The sequence below is a fragment of the uncultured Dietzia sp. genome (genome assembly GCF_937873725.1).
GTDB lineage: Bacteria > Actinomycetota > Actinomycetes > Mycobacteriales > Mycobacteriaceae > Dietzia.
This window is the reverse complement of the sequence record NZ_CALMYY010000072.1, coordinates 1-20,452: the sequence shown is the minus strand read 5'-3', so window position 1 is coordinate 20,452 and position 20,452 is coordinate 1. Positions and strand designations below refer to the sequence as shown.

Genomic DNA, 20,452 nt, shown 5'->3' with positions numbered 1-20,452 from the left:
CGTGGTCGTCGTCCATGACAAGCTCTTCTCCGGCACACGCTGGACCGATCCGATCACCACGGGGGTTCTCGAGGTAACGTCACCGGCCACCAACGCGGTCGTGGGGCGGGTCGCCGAGACCACCATCGAGGACGTGGACGAGATGATCAGCCAGGCCCGCGACTCCTTCGAGTCCGGGATCTGGCGCACGACCCCTCCCGTCGAGCGGGGCGCGGTGATCGGCCGCGTCGCCGACCTGATCGAGGAGCGCCAGGCGGAGATCTGCCAGATCCTCTCCGACGAGATGGGCACCCCGCCCGGGACCGCCGCGATGATCCAGGTGACGCCGACGCTCGGGGTCCTGCGCTACTACGCCGGGCTCGGCGCCGGCTTCCCGTGGACGGAGGTGCGCCACGGTGACTTCGGGCCGTCCGTCGTCAGCCGCCAGCCGGTCGGCGTGGTCGCCGCCGTCACCGCCTGGAACGTCCCGCTGTACCTCAACGCCGCCAAGCTCGGCCCCGCGCTGCTCTCGGGTAGCTCGGTGGTCCTCAAGCCGTCGTCGGCCACGCCGCTGTCCGCGCTGTGGCTCGCCGACCTCTTCCGCGAGGCGGGACTGCCCGAGGGTGTCCTGTCCGTGGTGACCGGCCCCAGCGCCGTGGGCGACCATCTGGTCTCGCACCCGGAGATCGACAAGATCTCCTTCACCGGCTCCACCGAAGTCGGCAAGCACATCGCCGGGATCGCCGCCCAGAACCTCAAACGGTGTTCGCTCGAGCTGGGCGGCAAGAGCGCGGCCATCATCCTTGAGGACGCCGACGTGGCCGGGAACGCCGGGAGCATCGTGTTCTCCGCGCTCATGAACTCGGGCCAGGCCTGCGTCTCGCAGAACCGGATCCTGGCGCCGCGCTCGCGCTACGACGAGGTGGTCAAGGCGCTGGTCGAGACCGTCCAGCTGATGCCGGTCGGCGACCCCGCCGCCGAGGGGACCGTGTTCGGCCCGCTCGCCAACCACAAGCAGAAGGCCTCCGTCGAGGGGTACATCCGCAAGGGCGTGGAGGAGGGGGCGACGATCGCCTACGGCGGCGGCCAGGTCGAGGGTCTCCCCGACGCCGTGGCCGGAGGCGCCTTCGTCCAGCCGACCGTGTTCACCGACGTCGACAACTCCATGACCATCGCCCAGGAGGAGATCTTCGGGCCGGTCATGCAGGTGATCGCCTACGACACGGTCGACGAGGCCGTGCAGATCGCCAACGACTCGGAGTTCGGGCTCGCCGGTGCGATCTACTCCGCCGACCCCGACGCCGCGCTCGCCGTGGCCCAGCGGGTCCGGACCGGCACCATGGGCATCAACTGGTACGCCTTCGACCCGACCGCCCCGTTCGGCGGGTTCAAGAACTCGGGCCTCGGCCGCGAGAACGGCACCGAGGGGCTGGAGGCGTATTGCGAGCTGCAGAGCGTGCTCATGCCGTTCGGCTGGGAGCCGTCATCGGACTGAGCCGCTGCTCACGACGGCGCCGGACCCGGGATCGGGTCCGGCGCCGCGGTCGTGCGGTGCTCGCTCACTCCACCCGGTAGCCCACGCCCCGGACGGTCTGGACCTTGTTCTCGCCGATCTTGCGGCGCAGCGACCTGATGTAGACGTTGACGATGTTCGAGCCGGGGTCGAAGTCCATGCCCCAGACGCTCTCGAGGAGCTGTTCGCGGCTGATGGTCTCGCCCTTGTGGCGCAGCAACATCTCCAGCAGCGAGTACTCCCGGTTGGTCAGCTCCTGGATGCGACCGTCCACCTCGACCCGGCGGGTGCGGATGTCCAGCCGCATCCCCCCGTGCTCGAGCAGTTCGGGGACGCGAAACGGCTTGACCATGTAGTCGTTGGCGCCGGAGTCCAGGCCCTCGACGGTGTTGGCCACGCTGTCGCGGGCCGTCAGGATGATGACCGGGGCGGCGAAGCCGTGGCTGCGGGCCTCGCGGAGCAGGGTGAGACCGTCTGTGTCCGGCAGCCCGATGTCGAGCAGCATGAGGTCGACATCGGAGATGGTTGACAGGATCGCATGCGCGCTCTCCCCGTCCACCGCCTCGAGCGCGGTGTACCCCGCCCCGCCGAGTGCTTTGACCAGTACCGACCGGATGAGGTCGTCATCTTCGACGACGAGAACATTCGTCATACAACCCTCCTTCTCAGACTTCGGAGTATCCCACGCGGAAGGCCGGCGGGGACGGTGACGTCGTCCCGTGTCTCCCGGTCCGTCCGATCGTGGCCGGCCTCACGGCCCCGGCTCGGCCGAGGGGGACACCCGGCCCCGGCCCCGCTCCGTGTCGCTGGCCGCGGGGACGAAGGGGACGACGATGCAGAACGCGGCCCCGCCGCCCTCGGCGTTGAACGCGAACGCGCGACCCCCGTGCGCCCGGGCGATGGTGGAGACGATCGCCAACCCGAGGCCGGTCCCCCCGCGCCCGTCACGGAGCTGCCCTCGCGCGGTGTGGAAGCGCTCGAAGATGCTCTCCTCCTCGCCTTCCGGTATCCCCGCTCCGTGATCGCGGACCCACCAGAGCAGTCGACGGCGGTACGTCTCCCCCCTGGGGCCGGGGGGCAGGGGGGTGGTGGCCGCAGAGTCGGGGACGGTGGGCTCGCCGGGGGCGATCTCCCGGCACCCGATCTCGATCCGATCGCCCTCCCCGGTGAACCGGACGGCGTTGGAGCAGAACTGGATCAGAGCCTGGGTGATCCGGTGCTGGTCCAACTGGGCCACGCCCTCGGCGTACGGCAGGACCGCCCAGTCGCGGTCGGCGATCACGTCGATCTTCGCCTCGACGTCCAGGACCAGGTCGGAGACATCGGTCGGGGTCGTGCGGAGGAAATCGGGGCGGTCGGCGCGGGCCAGGGTGAGCAGGTCCTCGACGATCCGGGTCATCCGGGACAGTTCGTCCTGGATGATGCGGGTGATCTCGGCGCGCTCGACCGGGTCCTCGGGCAGGAGGTCCAGATTGCCCTGGACCACGGTGAGGGGCGTGCGGAGCTCGTGGCCCGCGTCGTCGAGGAACTCCCGCTGCGTCCGATAGGCGTCCTCCACGCGCTCGAGCATCGCGTTGACCGTGTCGGCGAGCGAGACGATCTCGTCCGGCCCGTCCGCCGGGACGCGGCGTGACAGGTCGGCTGCCGAGATGGTGTCCGCGGCCTCACGGATCCGTCGGACGGGCACGAGCATCCGTCCGGCGACCAACCACGCGAGGAGCGAGCTGAGGACGATGCCGCCCGCACCGGTGATGAGGAGGAGATCGGCGACCCGTGACGACTCCTCGTCGGTGCCGGCATCGCTGATCGCCACCACGATGTTGGAGGGACCCGCGGGGCTGGAGACGGTGGCCTTGCGCCAGCGGACCGTGTTGTCGAGCACCCCGGAGTCCTTCTCCGGGACGAGCCCGATCCGCTGGATCCGTGCGCGGGTGTCGGGTGGGAACAGCGCATCGTCCTCCGGCCCGTACCGCGAGAGGGTGAACTGCGTGCCGGACTCCTCCGCGGTGCCGACCAGCAACAGCTCGGCCGAGGGGTACTGCTGGGCCAGATAGGCGCGGATCAGCTGCTCGGCGGTCGGGTCCTCGGACTCGAAGGACGGCAGGATCCCTGCGGTCATGAACGAGGAGAAGTCGGCCGCCTCCCGGTTGAGCTGGAGGTCGATCGTGCGCTGGTGGGTGAGGTCGAGCAACTGCAGGGTGAAGAGCACCATCGTCGCGAACACCGCGGCGGAGATGAGCGTGATGCCCAGGGTGATGCGCAGGCGCGCCGAGTACCACCAGCGGATCGAGCGCGCCCTTCTGTGCCGCGTGCTCACCTCGGTGGTGGTCGGTCGTCCGAACCGCGGCCCTGATCGTGCGTTCGGGCGGAGGCGTGCGGCGGGGGTCCGGTGGTGTCCGCGTGGTCGGGACGGCCCCTGTCCGCCGCGTGGGGCGGCGGTGCGTCACCCCCGGAGCGGTCCGCGTCGACGCGCATCGGCGACGCGGTGTCCGACTCCGGTTGTGTGGACTCGGGATGCTCGGCCGTGGGCGGCCGGGAGGGGAACAGCTTGACCATGGCGGTGGGTGCGGAGGGCGCGGTGGGCCCCGGTGTGGCCGTCTCGTCGGGCAGGGGTGCCACGTCGGGCTCATCGGAAGGGGTCGACGGGGGGAGACCGGGTGCGGGGATCCCGGAGAGCGGGGCGTCGACGGGCGGGAAGTCGCCCGACCTCCGGCCGGGCTCCCCGGTCTGCCGGGGCACGTCCGCCAGGGGCGTGAGAGGCGGGAGTTCCGGCGTCGGAGGCGGCAGGAGGGAGAGGAACCCGGAAATCGACCCGGGGAGATAGACCGTGGAGGCGCCGTCGCGGACCGTCAGGTGCGGCCGCGTGCCCTCGATCTCGGTGCCGCCGTCGCCCCCGTCGCCGTCCGGTCCGGTTCTCGTGGGCCCGTCGACGGTGCCGCCCGGGGAGGGGGCGGGGGACTCCGGGGGGCTGTTCACGACCACCGCGGCGGCGATGGCCAGGCCGCCGACCACCACGGGGAGGGTCATGATCCCGAGGGTGGTGAGCCTCATACCCGTTCTCCCCATTAGTCGATGACGCGCGGATGTCCCCACCCACTGTCGCATCAATCGACGACGTAGTGAAGAGCGTCCCTCCCGCGGTGGTGGCAGACGGGCCGCGCCCAGGGGGGCGCGGCCCGTCTGCGGGATCCCGCGGAGCCGAACGGAGTCAGCCCAGGCGCTCCTTGAGCGCGGCGAACTGCTCGTGGACCTCGGCCGGCACCTTGGGGCCGCAGAACTCGAGCCAGTCGGCGATGAGCGGGAGTTCGCGACGCCACTCCTCGGGATCCACGGCGAGGGCGGCTTCGACGTCCTGGAGCGCGGTGTCGAGGCCGGTCATGTCGATGTCGGCGGCGCGCGCGGTCAGCCCGGCAGCCGTCTCGTCGCCCTCGACGCGGCCCTCGATGCGGTCCACGATCCACTTGAGGACCCGGCTGTTGTCGCCGAAGCCCGGCCACAGGAAGCGTCCGTCGGCGCCCTTGCGGAACCAGTTCACCAGGAAGATCTTGGGCATCGAGTCGCCGCCACGGGCGCCCATGTCCACCCAGTGCTGGAAGTAGTCGCCGACGTTGTAGCCGATGAACGGCAGCATGGCCATCGGGTCGCGGCGGACCGCCCCGACCTTGCCCTCGGCGGCGGCGGTCTGGCCGGAGGAGAGGGTGGCGCCGATGTAGACGCCGTGGTTCCAGGAGTAGGCCTCGCTCACCAGCGGGACGGTGTCCGCCCGGCGGCCGCCGAACAGGATCGCCGAGATCGGCACACCCTCCGGCGAGTTGAACTCGGGGGCGGTGACCGGGCACTGGTCGATCGGCACGCAGTACCGCGAGTTGGGGTGCGCGGCGTTGCCGGCCCCGCCGTCGCCGGCCGGGGTCCAGTCGTTTCCGAGCCAGTCGATGAGGTGATCCGGCGTGCCCTCGAGTCCCTCCCACCACACGTCGCCGTCGTCGGTCAGCGCCACGTTGGTGTAGATGGCGTTGCCCGGCTCCAGCGTCTTCATGGCGTTGGGGTTGGACGAGTAGTTGGTGCCCGGGGCGACGCCGAAGAAGCCGAACTCGGGGTTGACCGCGTAGAGGCGGCCGTCCGCACCGAATCGCATCCACGCGATGTCGTCGCCGATGACCTCCGCGCGCCACCCCTCGATGGTGGGCTGCAGCATCGCGAGGTTGGTCTTTCCGCAGGCAGACGGGAAGGCGGCGGCGATGAAGTGCTCCTCGCCCGCCGGCGAGATGAGCTTGAGGATGAGCATGTGCTCGGCCATCCAGCCCTCGTCACGTGCCATGGCGGAGGCGATGCGGAGAGCGAAGCACTTCTTGCCCAGGAGGGCATTGCCGCCGTACCCGGAACCGTAGGACCAGATCTCCCGGGTCTCGGGGAAGTGGGTGATGTACTTGTCCTCGTTGCACGGCCACGGGACGTCCTTCTGGCCCTCGGCCAGCGGGGCACCCACCGAGTGGAGGCCCTTGACGTACTCGCCCGCGCCGCCGATCTTCTCGAGCGCGGCGGCCCCCATCCGGGTCATGATCTTCATGGAGGTCACGACGTAGGCGGAGTCGGTGAGCTCGATCCCGAGCTTGGGGTCCTCGGCGTCGAGCGGGCCCATGCAGTACGGGACCACGTACATCGTGCGGCCGCGCATGCTGCCGCGGAACAGATCGGTCATCTCGCCGCGCATGACGTCGGGGTCCCGCCAGTTGTTGGTGGGGCCGGCGTCCTCCTCGTTCGCCGAGCAGATGAACGTCCGGGACTCGACCCGGGCCACGTCCTTCGGATCGGACTGGGCCAGGAACGAGTTGGGCTTCTTCGCCTCGTCGAGCTTGACGAAGGTCCCGGAGGCCACCATCTCGGCCGTGAGACGGTCCCACTCCGCGGCGGAGCCGTCCGCAAAGACGACCCGGTCCGGCTGGGTGAGTTCGGCGACCTCCGCGATCCACGCGAGCATCTCCGCGTGATCGGTTGGCGCCTGACCCTCGAGGCCGGGAATGGTGGTGGTGGTCATCACAGCTCCTCGCGCGTGGTGCATGGTGTCCCTCACACACTATCGTCAACCCGGTGGGTGCGCCGCGTTCACGCCCCCATTCGAGGCCCCGACGTGAGCGGGCCCTCAGGTTTCAGATGTGTCCGTGGTCGATGCGTTCCCACCGGGCCGGCGTCGGCACCGAGTCCGGGGACCCGGGACCGGGCTCGTTCGTGAAGCCGCCGAAGGGGACTCCCTCCGCCGGGTTGGCGAGGCGCCACGAGTCGTAGCTGCCGTCGAAGCGGACCGTCGAGACGTGGTCCACGGTCCCGTCGCCGTCGACATCCGTATAGACGGTCAGCCCCCTGACGTCCCCCCGGGTGACGGCCTCCATGAATCCGTCACCGTCGAGGTCCGCCTCCGGCGCGCCGAGGTCGAGCACGTCCTCGCCGACCGGCACGTGGAGGCCCAGGGAGGAGGGCTCGGCCAGAGGGGCGTCGTCGAGTCCGCAGACGTCCGGCGCCGCCGCGTGGTCCGAGGGGTCGGCGCCGAAGAAGGGGTCGGTCATGAGGAGGGGCTCCCGGTGGGTCTCGACTGACGGTTCCGGCGGATCCGACGTTCCAGATCGCCGACCCGGGGGCCCGGATCGTGGACGAATCCGTCGGTGATGGTGGACTCCGCCGCCAGGATCCGGGCACCGAGGGACTGTTCGACCTCGGCGCGCAGTGCACCGAGCCGCTCGGTCACCACGGCGACCGTGTGCGTCCGCAGCGTCTGCGTGCGGCGGACCGAGACGGTGGTCCACCCCAGGGCCAGGCCGCAGAGCAGCGCGAACGGGATCACGACGGCGGCCACCCCGGGGACCTCGGCGAGCGGGGACAGGAGCATGCGCCCCACCCCGGTTCCGCCGGCCGCGCCCATCACCAGGACGAGGGCCTCCTCGCCGAGGTTCCGCGGCGGGCGGCCCGGGATGATCCCGCCGGTGGGCGCCGGGATGGGCGGCGCGGCGGGCGCGGCCGCGCCCAGGTGACGGGCCACCAGCGACTCGGCGCGACGGTCGGCGCGGGAGACGGTCCCGGTGACGGCGGCGTCCGCGTCCGCGGCCAGGTCACGGACGATCCCGTCGACCCTGGAGCGGGGCGCCGCCGCCAACTCCTCGCGCGCCCTCGAGCCGAGATCCCGCACCGAACGGTGCAGATCCTGCACCACCTCCATGCGTAAGGCCTGCACGTCCTGGCGGAGTGCCTGCGAGCGGGAGGTGATGGCCTCCGTCCGCCGCGCGAGCAGCCAGTCGACGGTGGCGGTCGCGGGGTCGGGTGCCCGGTCGGCGGCGGGTGCCGGGTGCGCGCGCCCGGGACGACCCCCGAGGCCCGCGGTGCCGTCCAGGACCGTGAGCAGGTCGGATGCCGCACCGGGGTCACCGTCGAGCAGCCGGACCGGCCCCGACACCCCCGCATCGGCCAGTCGCCGGGTGGTCACGTCGAGGGTCTCGGCGAGTGCCTCCGGGCTGCACGACGCCGCCCGCCCGGCCAGCGCCACCGCGAGCGGGATGCGGGCGGCCACGCCGCGCGCGACCTCGAGGTCGTCGGGCCTGATGGGACAGACGGCGTCGACGACGAGGACCGCGGCGTCCGGGCGGTCGTCGGGCCCGGCGTCCACGAGAACGCGGAACCGGGGTCCGCGATCGGTGGCCTCGGCCCGCGCGGCCGCGGAGAGCGCCTCGGCCACGGCGGGGACCGCGGAGTCCCGCGGCCCGAGGACGGCGAGCGTGAGGCCTGTGCGGGTGGCGGTCATGGGCGTCCCGACGCACCGAGTGCACACAGCGCGACCTCCGCCAGATCCCCGACCTCGTCGTGGACCGAGAGTCGGTGCAACTCCGCCTCCAGCCGGCCGGCGCGGACGGCGCCGAGCCCGTCGAGCGCGCGGTCGAGGAAGGCGATCACGGGATCGAGTGACCCGTCGGACGGGTGGCGGGCGTCCACCCCGGGCAGGCCACCGGCCCAGCGCGGCCGGTCCTCGTCGTCGACCCCCGTCGCCACCACCAGGAGGGGATGGGCGCGCGGGCGACGAATCCACGCCTCCTCGTGCCGACAGGGCGCCGTGCGCAGGCAGACGATCTCGACGTCGGGTGGACACCCGGCCGGTCGGCCGGGCGCGGCCACAACATCGAGGTCGTCGACCGCCGGGTGCCACCCGCGCCTGGTCTGGAGCGCCGCGGCCAGGGTGCGTCGACCCGACCCGAGCCCGCCCCTGATGCGGAGATCGACCGGCGCGTCGAACCGGGCGAGCGCCCGGTCGAGGACCCGCCCGTCCCGGGACTCGAGGTCCCCGGCGGCGTGCTCGTGCGCGGAGCCGATGATCCGCCGGACCCGCGCGGCGGGATCGGCACCCGGGCCCGGCGCGGCCGCGCGGCGGAGGGGGGTGTCGCGGGTCACTGTCGGCACGGGGTCATCGTGGCCTGACGGGACCTCCGCGGCAAGACCTTCCCCTGTCGGCATCGCCTCGGATTCGGAGCAGGGCCGAGGACTGCGGGATGATGGGCGGGTGAACCAGAGTGAAGATCCCGGGACCACCGCCGGAGAGACCCCTGACCACGACGCACGTCTGTTCCCGCGGGTCACGGCCTACCGGTTCCGTCGGGGAACGATGCGTCCGGGGCAGCAGCGCAACTGGGAAGAGCACTGGCCGACGTACGGCCGCAACGTCACGGACGAGGTGGTCGACCAGCAGGCGCTGTTCGGCCGGACCGCGCCGCTGATCGTGGAGATCGGGTCCGGGACCGGGACGTCCACCGCGGCGATGGCCGCGGCGGAACCGGACATCGACGTGATCGCGGTGGAGGTCTACCAGCCGGGTCTGGCCCAGTTGCTGGGCATGATCGTGCGCGAGGGGCTGGGCAACGTCCGGATGATCCGCGGCGACGGCGTCGACGTCCTCACCAACATGATCGCCCCCGCGAGCCTGACCGGGGTCCGCGTGTTCTTCCCGGACCCGTGGCCCAAGGCGCGGCACCACAAGCGGCGGCTGCTCCAATCGGGCACCTTCCAACTCATCGCCTCCAGGCTCCGGCCCGGCGGCGTCCTGCACGTGGCCACCGATCACGCGGACTACGCGGAGTGGATCGGCCCGACGGGCGACGCCGAACCCGCGCTCGAGCGGCTCGACCCACTGACCGACGCCGGACACGTACCGTTCACCCTGGAGCGACCCGTGACCAAGTTCGAGGGCAAGGGTCTGGAGGAGGAGCGCGTGATCAACGAGTTCCTCTGGCGACGTAGAGACTGACCATCCTTATAGACCGAAGAGCCCTGTGGACGAAGAGCCCAGCGGGCGAAGAGCGAGGCGGCAGAAGATGACCCCAGCTGACGGACCGGGCGCGCACGTGACGTCGGACGAGGACACCCCGGACGCCCCGGGCATGGTACTGCTCGTCTGGGACGCACCGAACGTCGACATGGGACTCGGATCGATCCTCGGCGGCCGCCCGACGGCCGTCTACCGCCCCCGCTTCGACGCGCTGGGTCGGTGGCTGCTCGACCACACCGCCGACCTCTCGCTGCGGACCGACGACACCCTCGAGGCCGAGGCGACGGTCTTCACGAACATCGTCCCGGGCACCTCCGACAACGTCCGCCCGTGGGTCGAGACCCTGCGCAACGTCGGCTTCGCCGTGTTTGCCAAGCCCAAGAGCAGCGCGGATTCCGATGTCGACGACGACATGCTCGCGCACATCGACCTCCGGGCGGAGTCCGGGCGACTCGCCGGCGTCGTGGTGGCCTCGGCTGACGGCCAGGCGTTCCGCGAACCGCTGGAGGAACTGGCCGACGAGATCCCGGTCACCGTCATCGGTTTCCGTGAGCACGCCACCTGGGCGGTCCAGCACGACACGATCTCGTTCCTCGACCTGGAGGACATCCCCGGGGTGTTCCGGGAGCCCCTGCCCCGGGTCAGCCTCGACAACCTGCCCGTCGAGGGTGCCTGGCTGCAGCCGCTCCGCCCGCTCTCGGCCCTGCTCAACTCGCGTTAGGAGCGCACGCACCCGTGTTCAACTCACTCGGGCGGTTCGTCGCCCACCGCCGCGTCCTGGTCCTGGTGTTCCTGGTCCTGGTCATGGCGACGCTCAGCGTCGCCGGGAGCATGTTGGGCAAGCCGTTCGGACAGGGCGGCTTCGAGGACCCGAAGAGCGGGTGGGCGACCGCCGAGCGGCTCGAGCAGGAGGCGTACGGCCGGGACGCGCTGGGAGACGTCGTGGTGACCTACCACGCGCCCGCCGGCACCACGGTCGACGACCCGGCCTTCCAGGACCCGATCCGGGCCTCCCTCGAGACGCTCCGCGGCGAGTTCCCCGACCAGGTCACCGGGGTGACCAGCTTCGTGTTCAACCAGTCTCCGGCCCTGGTCAACAGGGACGTCGGCATCGCGGTGGCCTCCATCCAGATCGCCGGTGAGGACGAGGAGATCCTCGAGAACTTCCGGGAGGTCGAGGACCGTATCCCCGTCGCGGGCATCCAGACCGACATCGCCGGCCTGCAGCCGGTCGCGGGTGCCCTGCAGGACGGGATGGACGCCGACCTCGTGCGTGCCGAACTCATCGCGCTGCCGCTGGTGTTCATCCTGCTCATCGTGGTGTTCGGCGGAGTCGTGGCCGCGTCCCTGCCGGTGGCCGTGGGCATCCTCACGATCCTCGGGTCGCTCGGCGCGCTGCACCTGCTGTCGCTGCTCACCCCCGTCAACTCGTTCTCCCAGAACGTCGTCACCCTGATCGGGCTGGGGCTGGCGATCGACTACGGGCTGTTCGTGGTGAGCCGGTTCCGGGAGGAGATGGCGGAGGGGTACCCACCGGAGGCCGCCGTCCGCCGGACCGTGGCCACCGCCGGCCGCACCGTCGTGTTCTCGGCGGTGATGGTGGGCGTGACGCTCTCCGGTCTGCTGGTCTTCCCGCAGGCCTTCCTCAAGTCGGTCGCCTACGGCGCGATCGCCGCCGTCATCCTGGCCGCCCTGCTGTCGGTCACGCTGCTCCCGGCGGTGTTGGTCCTGCTGGGCCACCGCGTGGACATGCTCGGGATCTCGCGCCTGCAGCGTCATCGCACCCGCGAGGAGGTCGAGAACGGCCTGTTCGGCCGGGTGGCGGACTTCTCCATGAAGCATCCGGTCGCCGTCGCGGTCCCCATCGTGGTGGTCCTGGTGGCGCTCATCATCCCGTTCTCCGGGGTGAAGTTCGGCGGCATCAACGAGACCTACCTGCCCCCGGACGACACCACCCGGGTCGCGCAGGAGCAGTACGACCAGAACTTCCCTGGCACCCGGACGGACCCGGTCAAGCTGGTGGTGATCGGCTCGGACGGCACCTCCCTCTCGCAGATCCGGGCCGAGGCCAACAACGCGCCCGGACTCACCGGCCCGTTCCAGTTCGCCCGATCCGGCCAGCAGGACGAGCAGGGGCGCGACGTGGTGGTGCTCCAGTCCGGCCTGCTCGACCGCAACGCCCCGGCCGACACGGTCGAGTACCTGCAGAAGTTCCCGATCCCGGCCGGCACCGAGGTGTACGTGGGCGGCAACCCGGCCATGGAATCGGACTCGGTGGACGCGCTCGTCGGCGGCCTGCCGTGGTTCGTGCTCTACGTGTTGATCGCCACCACGATCCTCATGTTCCTGGCGTTCGGTTCACTCGTCCTGCCGATCAAGGCCGCCATCATGAACATGCTGGGCCTGGGCGCGACGCTGGGGATCCTCACGTGGATCTTCGTCGACGGCCACGGCGCGGACCTGCTCGGCTTCACCCCGGGGCCGCTCACCTCGCCCGTGGTGGTGTTGCTCATGGCGATCATCTACGGGCTGTCCACCGACTACGAGGTGTTCCTGATCTCCAGGATGGTCGAGGCCCGCGCCCGCGGTGCGCGGACCGCCGACGCCATCCGCAGCGGCGTCGCCACCACGGGCGGGATCATCACCTCGGCCGCGCTCATCCTCATCGTGGTGACGGGGGCGTTCGCGTTCTCCGAGATCGTCATGATGAAGTACATCGCGTTCGGCATGATCGCGGCGCTGATCATCGACGCGACCGTGATCCGCATGCTTCTCGTGCCGGCGGTCATGCAGCTGCTCGGACCCGACTGCTGGTGGGCGCCCGGGTGGATGAAGCGGATCCAGGAGCGGATCGGACTGGGTGAGGCCGAGCTCGGCGACGAGCCCGAACTCCGTGTCGGCGGCCCCGCGGATCCCGGACAGGTCGACCCCGCGTCCCCCGCCGAGGAGGAAGCCCCCGGCGCGGCGCCGGAGCGGTCCGTGTCGCCGGTCCGGGTGCTCGAACGGGAGCCCGAGCCCGAGCCCGAGGCTGAACCGGAGCCCGAGGCTGAGCCCGAGCCCGAGCCCGAGGCTGAACCGGAGCCCGAACCGGTTCCGCGCGAGCGTGTCTCCGGGGAGAAGATCCCGGCGGCGGAGCTGATCGCCCGGCTCCGGCAGGCGCGGGAGCAGGAGCGCGGCGAGTGACGCCCGGCCCGGACTCCGGAGTGGGAGCCTGGGCCGGGGCGGGTGCACTGGTTATGGTGACGGGATGACGGGGACGCGGGGTGCCGACGTGCGGCGCCGCATGCGGTTGATCCTGGGCAACCCGTGGTTCAAGGCGATCGCCACGTTGACCGTCCTGTTCTTCATCCTCTACTGGCTCCGCGGCCAGATGCCGTTCTTCGCCGAGGGGTTCGAGGCCGTCGCCCGCCCGCACTGGGGCTGGATCGCCCTGGCGCTCGTCTTCTCGTACCTGTCGATGTCGAGTTACGGCTCGGTGCAGAAGGTCCTCCTGGAGTCGGCCGGGGTGAGGGTGAGCTACTGGGCCAGCGTCGGTCTGGTCTTTGCCGCCAACGCCTTCTCCACCTGCATACCCGGGGGGCAGGTGTTCGGCACCACCCTGACGTATCGCAAGACCCGGCAGTGGGGCGCCAGCCGGGTGGTGGCGTCGTGGCAGCTCGTGATCTCCGGCGTGCTGTCGACCGTCGGCATCGTGTTGTTGGCGCTGCTCGGCTTCTTCCTGGTCGGATCGGTCTCCAACCCGTTCCTGCTCGTGCTGTCGGCGTTCGGGCTCGTGTCGATCGTCGTGGTGGTGCAGTGGGCCGCCCGGCATCCGGACAGGATCGAGGGCGCGCTGCTCACGCTGCTGGCCTGGATCAACGCCCGCCGGCGCAAGCCCTCCGACCACGGCGCGTCCGGGGTGCGCAAGGTCGTGGAACAGGCGGAGGCGGTCGACATGACCAAGACCCAGCTGTCCACGGCGTTCGCGTTCTCGCTGCTCAACTGGGTGGCCGACGTGGGATGCCTGTGGGCCGCGGCGAATGCGGTCGGTGCAGAGCACAGCATCGGCGGGCTGTGTATCGCGTACGTCACCGGCAAGATCGTGGCCACCGCGCCGATCACCCCGGGCGGGCTCGGGACCGTCGAGTTCGCCCTCATCACCGCCCTCACCGCGGGGGGGCTCGGCGCGCATCAGGCGTTCGCGACCGTGTTCGTCTACCGCATCGTCAGCTTCGTGCTGATCGCCCTCGTCGGGTGGGTGATCTTCTTCCTCTTCTACCGCGGGGTCGCGGACGTCGATCCCGATGCGGCGCCCGGTGAGGGCGGCCCGACGGAGGAGTCCACCTCGTCGTCGTCGTCCGATGAGTACTCCCCGCCGACGACGTCGGCGGCCGTGCCGCCGGCCGACCTCGCGGAGATCTGGCCGCTGAGGGGTACGCCGTGGCGGGCGACCGTCCCGCACTTCTCCGGACCGATCCCCCTTCTGCCCGTCCGCGGGGACGATCGGCTGGTCGGCGAGGGTGGGGAGTCGTCCACCACGTCGGGTCGGGGCGAGTCGAACGAGAAGAAGGAAGGGTGAGGCGGTGGCACTGCCGTTGATCTTCGCGCTGGACGTCGTGCTGGTGGGGGTGTTCGCGACCTTCGGCCGCGGCGCCCACTCCGAGGGGCTCGGCGCGGCGCAGGTGTGGGGGGCGGCGTGGCCGTTCCTCATCGGACTCGCCGCGGGGTGGGTGGTGGTGCTGGCCACGCGGCGGGATCCCGCCACGGTCCGGTCGGGTGTCCTGCTGTGGGTGACGACCCTCGTCGGCGGGATGGCCATCCGCGGCCTCGGCGACGGACGCGTGCCGCACTGGAGCTTCATCATGGTGGCCGGAGTCGCCACCGCCGTGTTCCTGGTGGGGTGGCGGGCGGTGCGCGCCGCCGTGGTCCGGTCCCGTGCGGGCCGGGGTTGACCGCGTGGTCTAGCGGACCTCGGGCGGGAGCCGGTCGATCGGCTCCCCCGGTACGGGGATGTTCTCCGGCGGGTGCACGCCCTCCGGGGCGGGGGCCGGGGCGGGAGCGGGTTCCGGCAGCGCGCCTGGGGCCGGTAGCGCGTCTGGGGCCGGCAGCGCCTCGGGTACCGGGGCGGGAGGGGGCGCGGGGCTGACGGGACCGGTCCAGGCACCGAGGTCCTCGCGCGAGCCGGCGAAGATGTTGAGGTCGACGGGGCCCGCGAAGCCGGGGACCTCGCCCGTCTCCGATTTCTGCCAGAACAGCCACCGGTCCCAGCCGCCGATCACGGGCAGCGTCGGCTCGGGCACTCCGTACTCGGCCAGCCACAGCGGGTACTCGGCGAACTGCGTGGTGTTGGCCATCCGGTCGATCCAGAAGTACCGGTAGGTGTAGACGATCGGTGTCCGGCCGGTGAGATGCGTGAGCGTGTCGAGGAAGACGCGCGTCCACTCCATCAGTTCCCCGGGGTTCCTGCCCTCGTCCGTCTCGAGGTCGAGCACCGGCGGGAGCTGATCCCCGCCGACCGACTGCAGCCGCGCGGCGAACGCGTGCGCCTGCATCACGGGATCCATCGCGGGCCGCGCCATGTGGTAGCTGCCGACTGTCATGCCGGCCGCCCGGGCCGCGTGGACGTCCGCCTCGTAGTGCCTGTTGGCCGGACCGCTGCCCTCGGTGGCCTTGATGAACGCGTAGGTCTGGCCGGAGGCGGCGGCCGCGTGCCAGTCGACCGGGGCGCCGTGCGGGTGCTGCCAGCTGGAGGAATCGAGTCCCCGCGCCAAGCCGTCGAAGGCGGCCGAGGGCGGGACCACCGCGTCGGCCCGGGGGGAGAGGACGACGACGAGGAGGCCGATGGACAGGGTCGCCGCGGAGGCGAGGGCCACGAGAAGGCGCGGGATGGGGGCGCGGCGAACTGGCGGTTCGGCAGAGGGCATAGGGCGAGTATCGGGCAGTATCGCTAGTCACACAAGCAACTCGCGCAACATCGGGCCAGGTGGCATCCGGTGCCACAATGCGTGAACGGTCACCGTCCGGCGTCCGGCTTCCCGGGAAGCCGCCCGGTCGTTCGCGACGGGCAGATGAGGATTCCCTTAGGAGTGTGCGCGGCGACCTCGCCTGGTGGGCAAGTGATCTCACGGGCGGGATGGCGACGTCGCCGGAATGGGATGATCCGGGTCACGAAAATATCACAACCCGTAACACTCCGCCCCTCGCGTGCGATCGCCGAAATTCGGCACCTACTATTGGGGCCAACCCTCAGTTCCACTCGGGAGCGCCCTCATGACCGATGCGATCGACCTCTCCACCCCTCGATACCGACACGATCTCGTGGCCGAAGTCGACGGCCCGGGGGATGACCTTGTCCTCGAGGTGGTGGTCGCCGAGACCGTGGTGCTGGACGAGCACGGCGCAGGCCGCGGAATGCCGGAACTCTTCCTCAAGACCGGGGTGGACGGCATCTCCCTCACGGATCGCGATCAGGTCCTCCAGTTGCAGGCGGTGATCAACCGCGCCGTCAACCAGTGGCGCGAAGCCGCCTCGCACCTCGCCTGACCGGGGGTCGTCCGCCGAACCCGTCACTCCACCCGGATCCCCGCCTCGCCGATCAGTGCCAGCCCGACCGCCAGGACCTGCTCCGGCGAGATGATCGCCCCGCGTAGGGCCGAGGCTCCGCGGACGTCCTCGAGCACGGCGCCCCTCAGGTCCGAGGCGGCGAAGGTGGCCCGCTCGAAGGACGCCCCCCGAAGGTCCGCGCCGTCCGTCGACAGGTCCGCGACCCGGGCCTCGAGGAGGTCGGCCTGCCTGCAGCGGGTGGCAGACAGGAGCACCCGCTGCAGTCGGGCCATCCGTAGGTTGACCATGTCTGCGTGGCAGTCCTCGAAGCTCACGTCGGTCAGTCGCGCGTCCGACAGCACGATTCCGGTGAGCCGGCATCCGACGAACCTCACCCGGGTGAACGAGGCCCCGTCGGCGACCATCCCCGAGAGGTCACAGTCGCGGACCACCACGTCGGTCAGGCGGAGCGAATCGGCCCGGGCGCTACTCAGGCGGATGCCCTCCAGGACGGAGTCGCGGATCTCCGCACCGCCGATGCGCGCCGCGCCCTCGTCCGGTGAGGGGGCGTGCTCGGCGGTGGCCAGGACTCCGTCCCAGAGCGCGTCGGCGTGGAGGTCGGTGAGGGGTGGCGCGAGCTGTTCCCGCCGCGGCATGGTCGGGGCGGCGGGCGGGCGCGGGGAGCCGGATCGACGGCGCAGTGGGGGAGGCACGGCCGCCAGCCTAGGCGGGGGACCTCCCGGCGGCGGATGTGCTTTCCGCGGGAGGAGGCGTACTCTCGACGGGGAAGTAGACCGACCTGTCTGTATGTGATGTCGAGGGAGTTGCCAGATGAGCCTGCGCGAGGTGTTCGCTTTTCCGGAGGTCGTGAACGACTACGCGGCGCGATGCACCGCCGGGCTCGTCGTGACGCTCGCCGTGGCGACGATCCTCGCCCCGCCTCCGGTGCAGGTATGGCTCGCGGCGGCTCTCGTTGTGGGATTCGCGCTGCGGGTCGCCGGGGGTCCCCGGTACTCACCGTTCGGCCGACTCTCGGTGCACGTGATCGCGCCGCGGGTCAGCTCCACCCCGAAGCTGGTCGCGGGCGCACCCAAACGGTTCGCGCAGACGATCGGGCTCGTCATGTCCTCGGTCGCCCTCGGGCTGTTCCTTGCGGGGTTATCCACCGCGGGTGCCGTCGTCCTGGGTGTGCTGGTGGCGGCGGCCCTCGCCGAGGCGGCGCTCGGGTTCTGCCTCGGGTGCTGGTTGTACGCGCATCTCCAGCGGGTCGGTGTCGTGTCGGATGACTCGTGCGTCGAGTGCGCGGACATCTGGGCGCGGCCCGGGATGACCGCACGCAGCTGATCGAGTCCTTTCCGCGACCTCGGGTGTCGTGGTGGTGGGCTACCGTTGGCGCATGACGACACCGCCCGAGAATTCCCCCGAGAATGTCCCGGAGAATGCCCCGGAGAATCCCGATGCCAACGGCGACTCCTACACCGAACCGTACGGCGAGCAGCCCACGGTGTCCGGCGGATACGACGAGCGGTCCCTGGGCGGGACCGACACGCCCCCAGCCGGTTCGGCACACGAATCGTCGTGGAGCCCGGCGTCGGACGCATCGCAGCAGTACGGCGGCCAGCAGTTCGGGACGCCGGAGTACGGAACACCGCAATCGGGAACCCCGCAGTACGGCGATCAGCAGTATTACGGCGGCCAGCAGTTCGGGAACCAGCAGTTCTACGGCGACCAGCAGCAGTACGGAGCCCAGCCGTTCTACGGTGGCCAGCAGCAGCAGCAGTACGGCGGCCAGCAGCAGTACGGAGCCCAGCCGTTCTACGGCGGGTATCCGGACCAGGGTCAGGTGCAGCCCTACGGCCAGGGTGTCCGCAAGGATCCCGCGCTCATGCTGGTGGCGTCCATCTTCATCGCGGGCCTGGGCACGATCCTCAACGGTGAGACGGGCAAGGGCGTCGGGATCCTGGTCGGCTACATCATCGGCGCCGTGCTCTCCGTGGTCCTCATCGGGATCCCGATCATGTTCGGCTTCTGGGTCTGGGGGATGATCGACGCCTACCAGGGGGCCCAGAAGTACAACGCCGAGCACGGTTTCTCCTGACCGCGTCGGGGCGGGCGGGAAGGCGGGCGGGGCCGTAACCTGGTCGCATGACAGCGACCGAGATCCCCACCACCGACGCGCCCCGGCCCTCGGGCCTCGACCTGCAGTATGTCGACCGTGAGGTGCGTCCGCAGGACGACCTCTACAGCCACGTCAACGGCACCTGGATCCGTGACCATGTGATCCCCGCGGACCGACCGATCGACGGTGCGTTCCTCGCGCTCCGCGACCTGTCGGAGGAGCGGGTGCGCGACATCATCACCGACGCGCCCGTCGACTCGCGGATCGGCGCCTTCTACGCCTCCTTCATGGACACCGCCGCCGTCGAGGCCGCGGGTGTCGCGGCGCTCGGACCGGACCTGGCGGAGATCGACGCCGCCTCCGACCCCGACTCGCTCGCGCTGGCCATGGCGCGGCTGGAGAAGTCGGGCGTGGCCGGGCTGATCGGCGCCTATGTCAACAACGACGCCAAGAACTCCACCGAGTACATCCTGTACCTGGTGCAGTACGGCATCGGACTGCCGGACGAGTCGTTCTACCGCGAGGACCAGTACGCGGGGATCCGCGAGCAGTACACCGACCACATCGCGCGAATGCTGGAGTTGGCCGGGCTCGCCGGTGGCGGGGACGACGCCCGCGGCCGCGCCGAGCGGATCGTCGCGCTGGAGACCCACATCGCCGCCGCCCACTGGGACGTGGTGGCCCGTCGCGACGCCGACAAGACCTACAACCCCGTCACCTGGGACGAGCTCCCGGGACTCGCCCCGGGTTTCCCCTGGCACGACTGGGCCCGCGAGCTCGGCGGCAGTGAGCAGACGTTCGGTCGGCTGGTCGCGATGCAGCCGGACTTCCTCACCGCGGTGGCCGGACTGTGGGCCGGCGAGCCGCTGGAGACGTGGAAGGACTGGCTGCGGTGGCGGACCGTGTCGTCGAGGTCGCCCTACCTCCCCTCCGACCTGGTGGACGAGAACTTCCGCTTCTTCGGCACCGCACTGTCGGGGACCGAGGAGATCAAGGCGCGGTGGAAGCGCGGCGTCGCGGCCGTCGAGGGAGCGCTCGGCGAGGAGGTGGGCAAGGAGTACGTGGCCCGGCACTTCCCGCCCGGCGACAAGGCGCGGATGGTCGAGTTGGTCGCCAACCTCACCGCGGCCTACCGCCATTCGATCAGCCGCCTGCCGTGGATGACGCCCGCCACCCAGGAGCGTGCGCTGGCCAAGCTCGAAGCGTTCGTGCCCAAGATCGGCTACCCGGAGAAGTGGCGCGACTACGCGGCGCTCGAGGTGCGTCCCGACGACCTCCTGGGCAACGTGCGCCGCTCGTCGGAGTTCGAGCACGCGTACGAGCTGGGCAAGCTCGGCGGCCCGGTCGACCGCGGCGAGTGGCACATGACGCCGCAGACGGTCAACGCGTACTACAACCCGGTGATGAACGAGATCGTCTTCCCGGCCGCCATCCTTCAGCCGCCGTTCTTCGACGCAGACGCCGACGACGCCGCCAACTACGGCGCGATCGGCGCTGTGATCGGCCACGAGATCGGCCACGGCTTCGACGACCAGGGCTCCAAGTACGACGGCGAGGGAAACCTCGTGGACTGGTGGACCGACGAGGACCGCGAGTCGTTCGGCACCCGCGTCCGGGCGCTGATCGCGCAGTACCAGGGCCTGACCCCGGACGGACTGGACCCGGAGAAGGACCACGTCAACGGCGCCTTCACGGTGGGGGAGAACATCGGCGACCTCGGCGGGCTGACCATCGCCCTCCTGGCGTACCGGCTGGCGCAGGGTACGGACGGCAAACCCGCCGAGGGCCCGGACGTGGGCCCGGAGATCGACGGGATGACGGGCATCCAGCGCCTGATCACCTCGTGGGCGATCGTGTGGCGGACCAAGACCCGGGCGGAGGAGGCCGCCCGCCGGCTCGCGGTGGATCCGCACTCGCCGCCGGAGTTCCGCTGCAACCAGGTGGTGAAGAACCTCGACGACTTCCACGCCGCGTTCGGCGTCACCGAGGGCGACGGCCTGTGGCTCGCGCCGGAGGAGCG

The 20,452-nt window shown here is 71.0% G+C and carries 19 protein-coding genes; 10 read left to right on the top strand and 9 right to left on the bottom strand.

Going from position 1 to position 20,452, the window contains the following annotated elements; translation table 11 throughout:
- The first annotated feature begins 1 nt into the window (after position 1).
- Positions 2-1,474, top strand: coding sequence for an aldehyde dehydrogenase (locus Q0444_RS07355; protein WP_299022591.1), 1,473 nt, complete (start codon positions 2-4; stop codon positions 1,472-1,474).
- Positions 1,475-1,538: 64 nt separating this feature from the next.
- Here Q0444_RS07355 and Q0444_RS07350 read toward each other — a convergent pair whose 3' ends face one another.
- From Q0444_RS07350 to Q0444_RS07320, 7 genes are all read right to left on the bottom strand, one after another.
- Positions 1,539-2,144, bottom strand: coding sequence for a response regulator transcription factor (locus Q0444_RS07350; RefSeq protein WP_291084075.1), 606 nt, complete (start codon positions 2,142-2,144; stop codon positions 1,539-1,541).
- Between the two features lie 99 nt (positions 2,145-2,243).
- The gene (locus tag Q0444_RS07345; RefSeq protein ID WP_291084078.1) at positions 2,244-3,809 is read right to left on the bottom strand and encodes a HAMP domain-containing sensor histidine kinase; all 1,566 of its coding nucleotides are present in this window, start codon (positions 3,807-3,809) and stop codon (positions 2,244-2,246) included.
- Positions 3,806-4,543 (bottom strand): hypothetical protein, encoded by a 738-nt coding sequence (locus Q0444_RS07340; protein ID WP_291084081.1) that lies wholly within the window; start codon positions 4,541-4,543, stop codon positions 3,806-3,808. Before Q0444_RS07340 ends, Q0444_RS07345 begins: the two co-directional genes overlap by 4 nt.
- 157 nt (positions 4,544-4,700) lie before the next feature.
- The gene (locus tag Q0444_RS07335; RefSeq protein WP_291084084.1) at positions 4,701-6,527 is read right to left on the bottom strand and encodes a phosphoenolpyruvate carboxykinase (GTP); all 1,827 of its coding nucleotides are present in this window, start codon (positions 6,525-6,527) and stop codon (positions 4,701-4,703) included.
- Between the two features lie 112 nt (positions 6,528-6,639).
- Positions 6,640-7,053, bottom strand: a complete 414-nt coding sequence (locus Q0444_RS07330; protein ID WP_291084087.1) for a DUF6802 family protein — start codon at positions 7,051-7,053, stop codon at positions 6,640-6,642.
- On the bottom strand, positions 7,050-8,279 hold the full coding sequence (locus Q0444_RS07325) for a hypothetical protein (protein ID WP_291084090.1): 1,230 nt from the start codon (positions 8,277-8,279) through the stop codon (positions 7,050-7,052). The genes Q0444_RS07330 and Q0444_RS07325 overlap by 4 nt, the downstream gene beginning before the upstream one ends.
- Complete coding sequence (locus Q0444_RS07320) at positions 8,276-8,929, bottom strand: hypothetical protein (protein ID WP_291084093.1); 654 nt, start codon at positions 8,927-8,929, stop codon at positions 8,276-8,278. Before Q0444_RS07320 ends, Q0444_RS07325 begins: the two co-directional genes overlap by 4 nt.
- A 100-nt stretch (positions 8,930-9,029) precedes the next feature.
- Here Q0444_RS07320 and trmB point away from each other — a divergent pair, with 100 nt between their 5' ends.
- From trmB to Q0444_RS07295, 5 genes are all read left to right on the top strand, one after another.
- Positions 9,030-9,770, top strand: a complete 741-nt coding sequence (gene trmB / locus Q0444_RS07315) for a tRNA (guanosine(46)-N7)-methyltransferase TrmB (RefSeq protein WP_291084096.1) — start codon at positions 9,030-9,032, stop codon at positions 9,768-9,770.
- Between the two features lie 133 nt (positions 9,771-9,903).
- Positions 9,904-10,512: an NYN domain-containing protein gene (locus tag Q0444_RS07310; RefSeq protein WP_291084162.1), complete on the top strand. Its 609-nt coding sequence runs from the start codon at positions 9,904-9,906 to the stop codon at positions 10,510-10,512.
- A gap of 14 nt (positions 10,513-10,526) precedes the next feature.
- Positions 10,527-12,974, top strand: coding sequence for an MMPL family transporter (locus Q0444_RS07305; protein ID WP_291084098.1), 2,448 nt, complete (start codon positions 10,527-10,529; stop codon positions 12,972-12,974).
- A gap of 64 nt (positions 12,975-13,038) precedes the next feature.
- Positions 13,039-14,349, top strand: coding sequence for a YbhN family protein (locus Q0444_RS07300; protein WP_291084100.1), 1,311 nt, complete (start codon positions 13,039-13,041; stop codon positions 14,347-14,349).
- A 4-nt stretch (positions 14,350-14,353) separates the two neighbouring features.
- A complete protein-coding gene (locus Q0444_RS07295) occupies positions 14,354-14,722 on the top strand; it encodes a DUF3054 domain-containing protein (RefSeq protein WP_291084103.1) in 369 nt (122 codons plus the stop codon).
- A 9-nt stretch (positions 14,723-14,731) separates the two neighbouring features.
- On the opposite strand, the gene Q0444_RS07290 is transcribed toward Q0444_RS07295, so the two are convergent.
- On the bottom strand, positions 14,732-15,694 hold the full coding sequence (locus tag Q0444_RS07290; protein WP_291084107.1) for a glycoside hydrolase family 25 protein: 963 nt from the start codon (positions 15,692-15,694) through the stop codon (positions 14,732-14,734).
- Positions 15,695-16,040: 346 nt separating this feature from the next.
- On the opposite strand from Q0444_RS07290, the gene Q0444_RS07285 reads away from it, so the two are divergent.
- Positions 16,041-16,313 (top strand): hypothetical protein, encoded by a 273-nt coding sequence (locus tag Q0444_RS07285; protein ID WP_291084110.1) that lies wholly within the window; start codon positions 16,041-16,043, stop codon positions 16,311-16,313.
- A gap of 23 nt (positions 16,314-16,336) precedes the next feature.
- Here the strand turns inward: Q0444_RS07285 and Q0444_RS07280 are convergent, their stop codons facing one another.
- Positions 16,337-17,026, bottom strand: a complete 690-nt coding sequence (locus Q0444_RS07280) for a pentapeptide repeat-containing protein (RefSeq protein ID WP_291084113.1) — start codon at positions 17,024-17,026, stop codon at positions 16,337-16,339.
- A gap of 118 nt (positions 17,027-17,144) precedes the next feature.
- On the opposite strand from Q0444_RS07280, the gene Q0444_RS07275 reads away from it, so the two are divergent.
- The 3 genes from Q0444_RS07275 to Q0444_RS07265 form a co-directional block, all read left to right on the top strand.
- The gene (locus Q0444_RS07275) at positions 17,145-17,657 is read left to right on the top strand and encodes a DUF4395 domain-containing protein (protein ID WP_291084116.1); all 513 of its coding nucleotides are present in this window, start codon (positions 17,145-17,147) and stop codon (positions 17,655-17,657) included.
- A gap of 52 nt (positions 17,658-17,709) precedes the next feature.
- Positions 17,710-18,411, top strand: a complete 702-nt coding sequence (locus Q0444_RS07270; protein WP_299022576.1) for a hypothetical protein — start codon at positions 17,710-17,712, stop codon at positions 18,409-18,411.
- Between the two features lie 47 nt (positions 18,412-18,458).
- Positions 18,459-20,452, top strand: a 1,994-nt coding sequence (locus Q0444_RS07265; RefSeq protein WP_299022574.1) for a M13 family metallopeptidase, incomplete at its 3' end; no start/stop codon positions are given.

Bases quoted from the DNA above. Each gene is read 5' to 3' on its own strand.
- Q0444_RS07325 (WP_291084090.1), bottom strand. From the start codon at position 8,279: ATGACCGCCACCCGCACAGGCCTCACGCTCGCCGTCCTCGGGCCGCGG.
- Q0444_RS07285 (WP_291084110.1), top strand. From the start codon at position 16,041: ATGACCGATGCGATCGACCTCTCCACCCCTCGATACCGACACGATCTC.
- Q0444_RS07270 (WP_299022576.1), top strand. From the start codon at position 17,710: ATGACGACACCGCCCGAGAATTCCCCCGAGAATGTCCCGGAGAATGCC.
- Q0444_RS07290 (WP_291084107.1), bottom strand. From the start codon at position 15,694: ATGCCCTCTGCCGAACCGCCAGTTCGCCGCGCCCCCATCCCGCGCCTT.
- Q0444_RS07310 (WP_291084162.1), top strand. From the start codon at position 9,904: ATGGTACTGCTCGTCTGGGACGCACCGAACGTCGACATGGGACTCGGA.
- Q0444_RS07350 (WP_291084075.1), bottom strand. From the start codon at position 2,144: ATGACGAATGTTCTCGTCGTCGAAGATGACGACCTCATCCGGTCGGTA.
- Q0444_RS07300 (WP_291084100.1), top strand. From the start codon at position 13,039: ATGACGGGGACGCGGGGTGCCGACGTGCGGCGCCGCATGCGGTTGATC.
- Q0444_RS07340 (WP_291084081.1), bottom strand. From the start codon at position 4,543: ATGAGGCTCACCACCCTCGGGATCATGACCCTCCCCGTGGTGGTCGGC.
- Q0444_RS07330 (WP_291084087.1), bottom strand. From the start codon at position 7,053: ATGACCGACCCCTTCTTCGGCGCCGACCCCTCGGACCACGCGGCGGCG.
- Q0444_RS07335 (WP_291084084.1), bottom strand. From the start codon at position 6,527: ATGACCACCACCACCATTCCCGGCCTCGAGGGTCAGGCGCCAACCGAT.
- Q0444_RS07275 (WP_291084116.1), top strand. From the start codon at position 17,145: ATGAGCCTGCGCGAGGTGTTCGCTTTTCCGGAGGTCGTGAACGACTAC.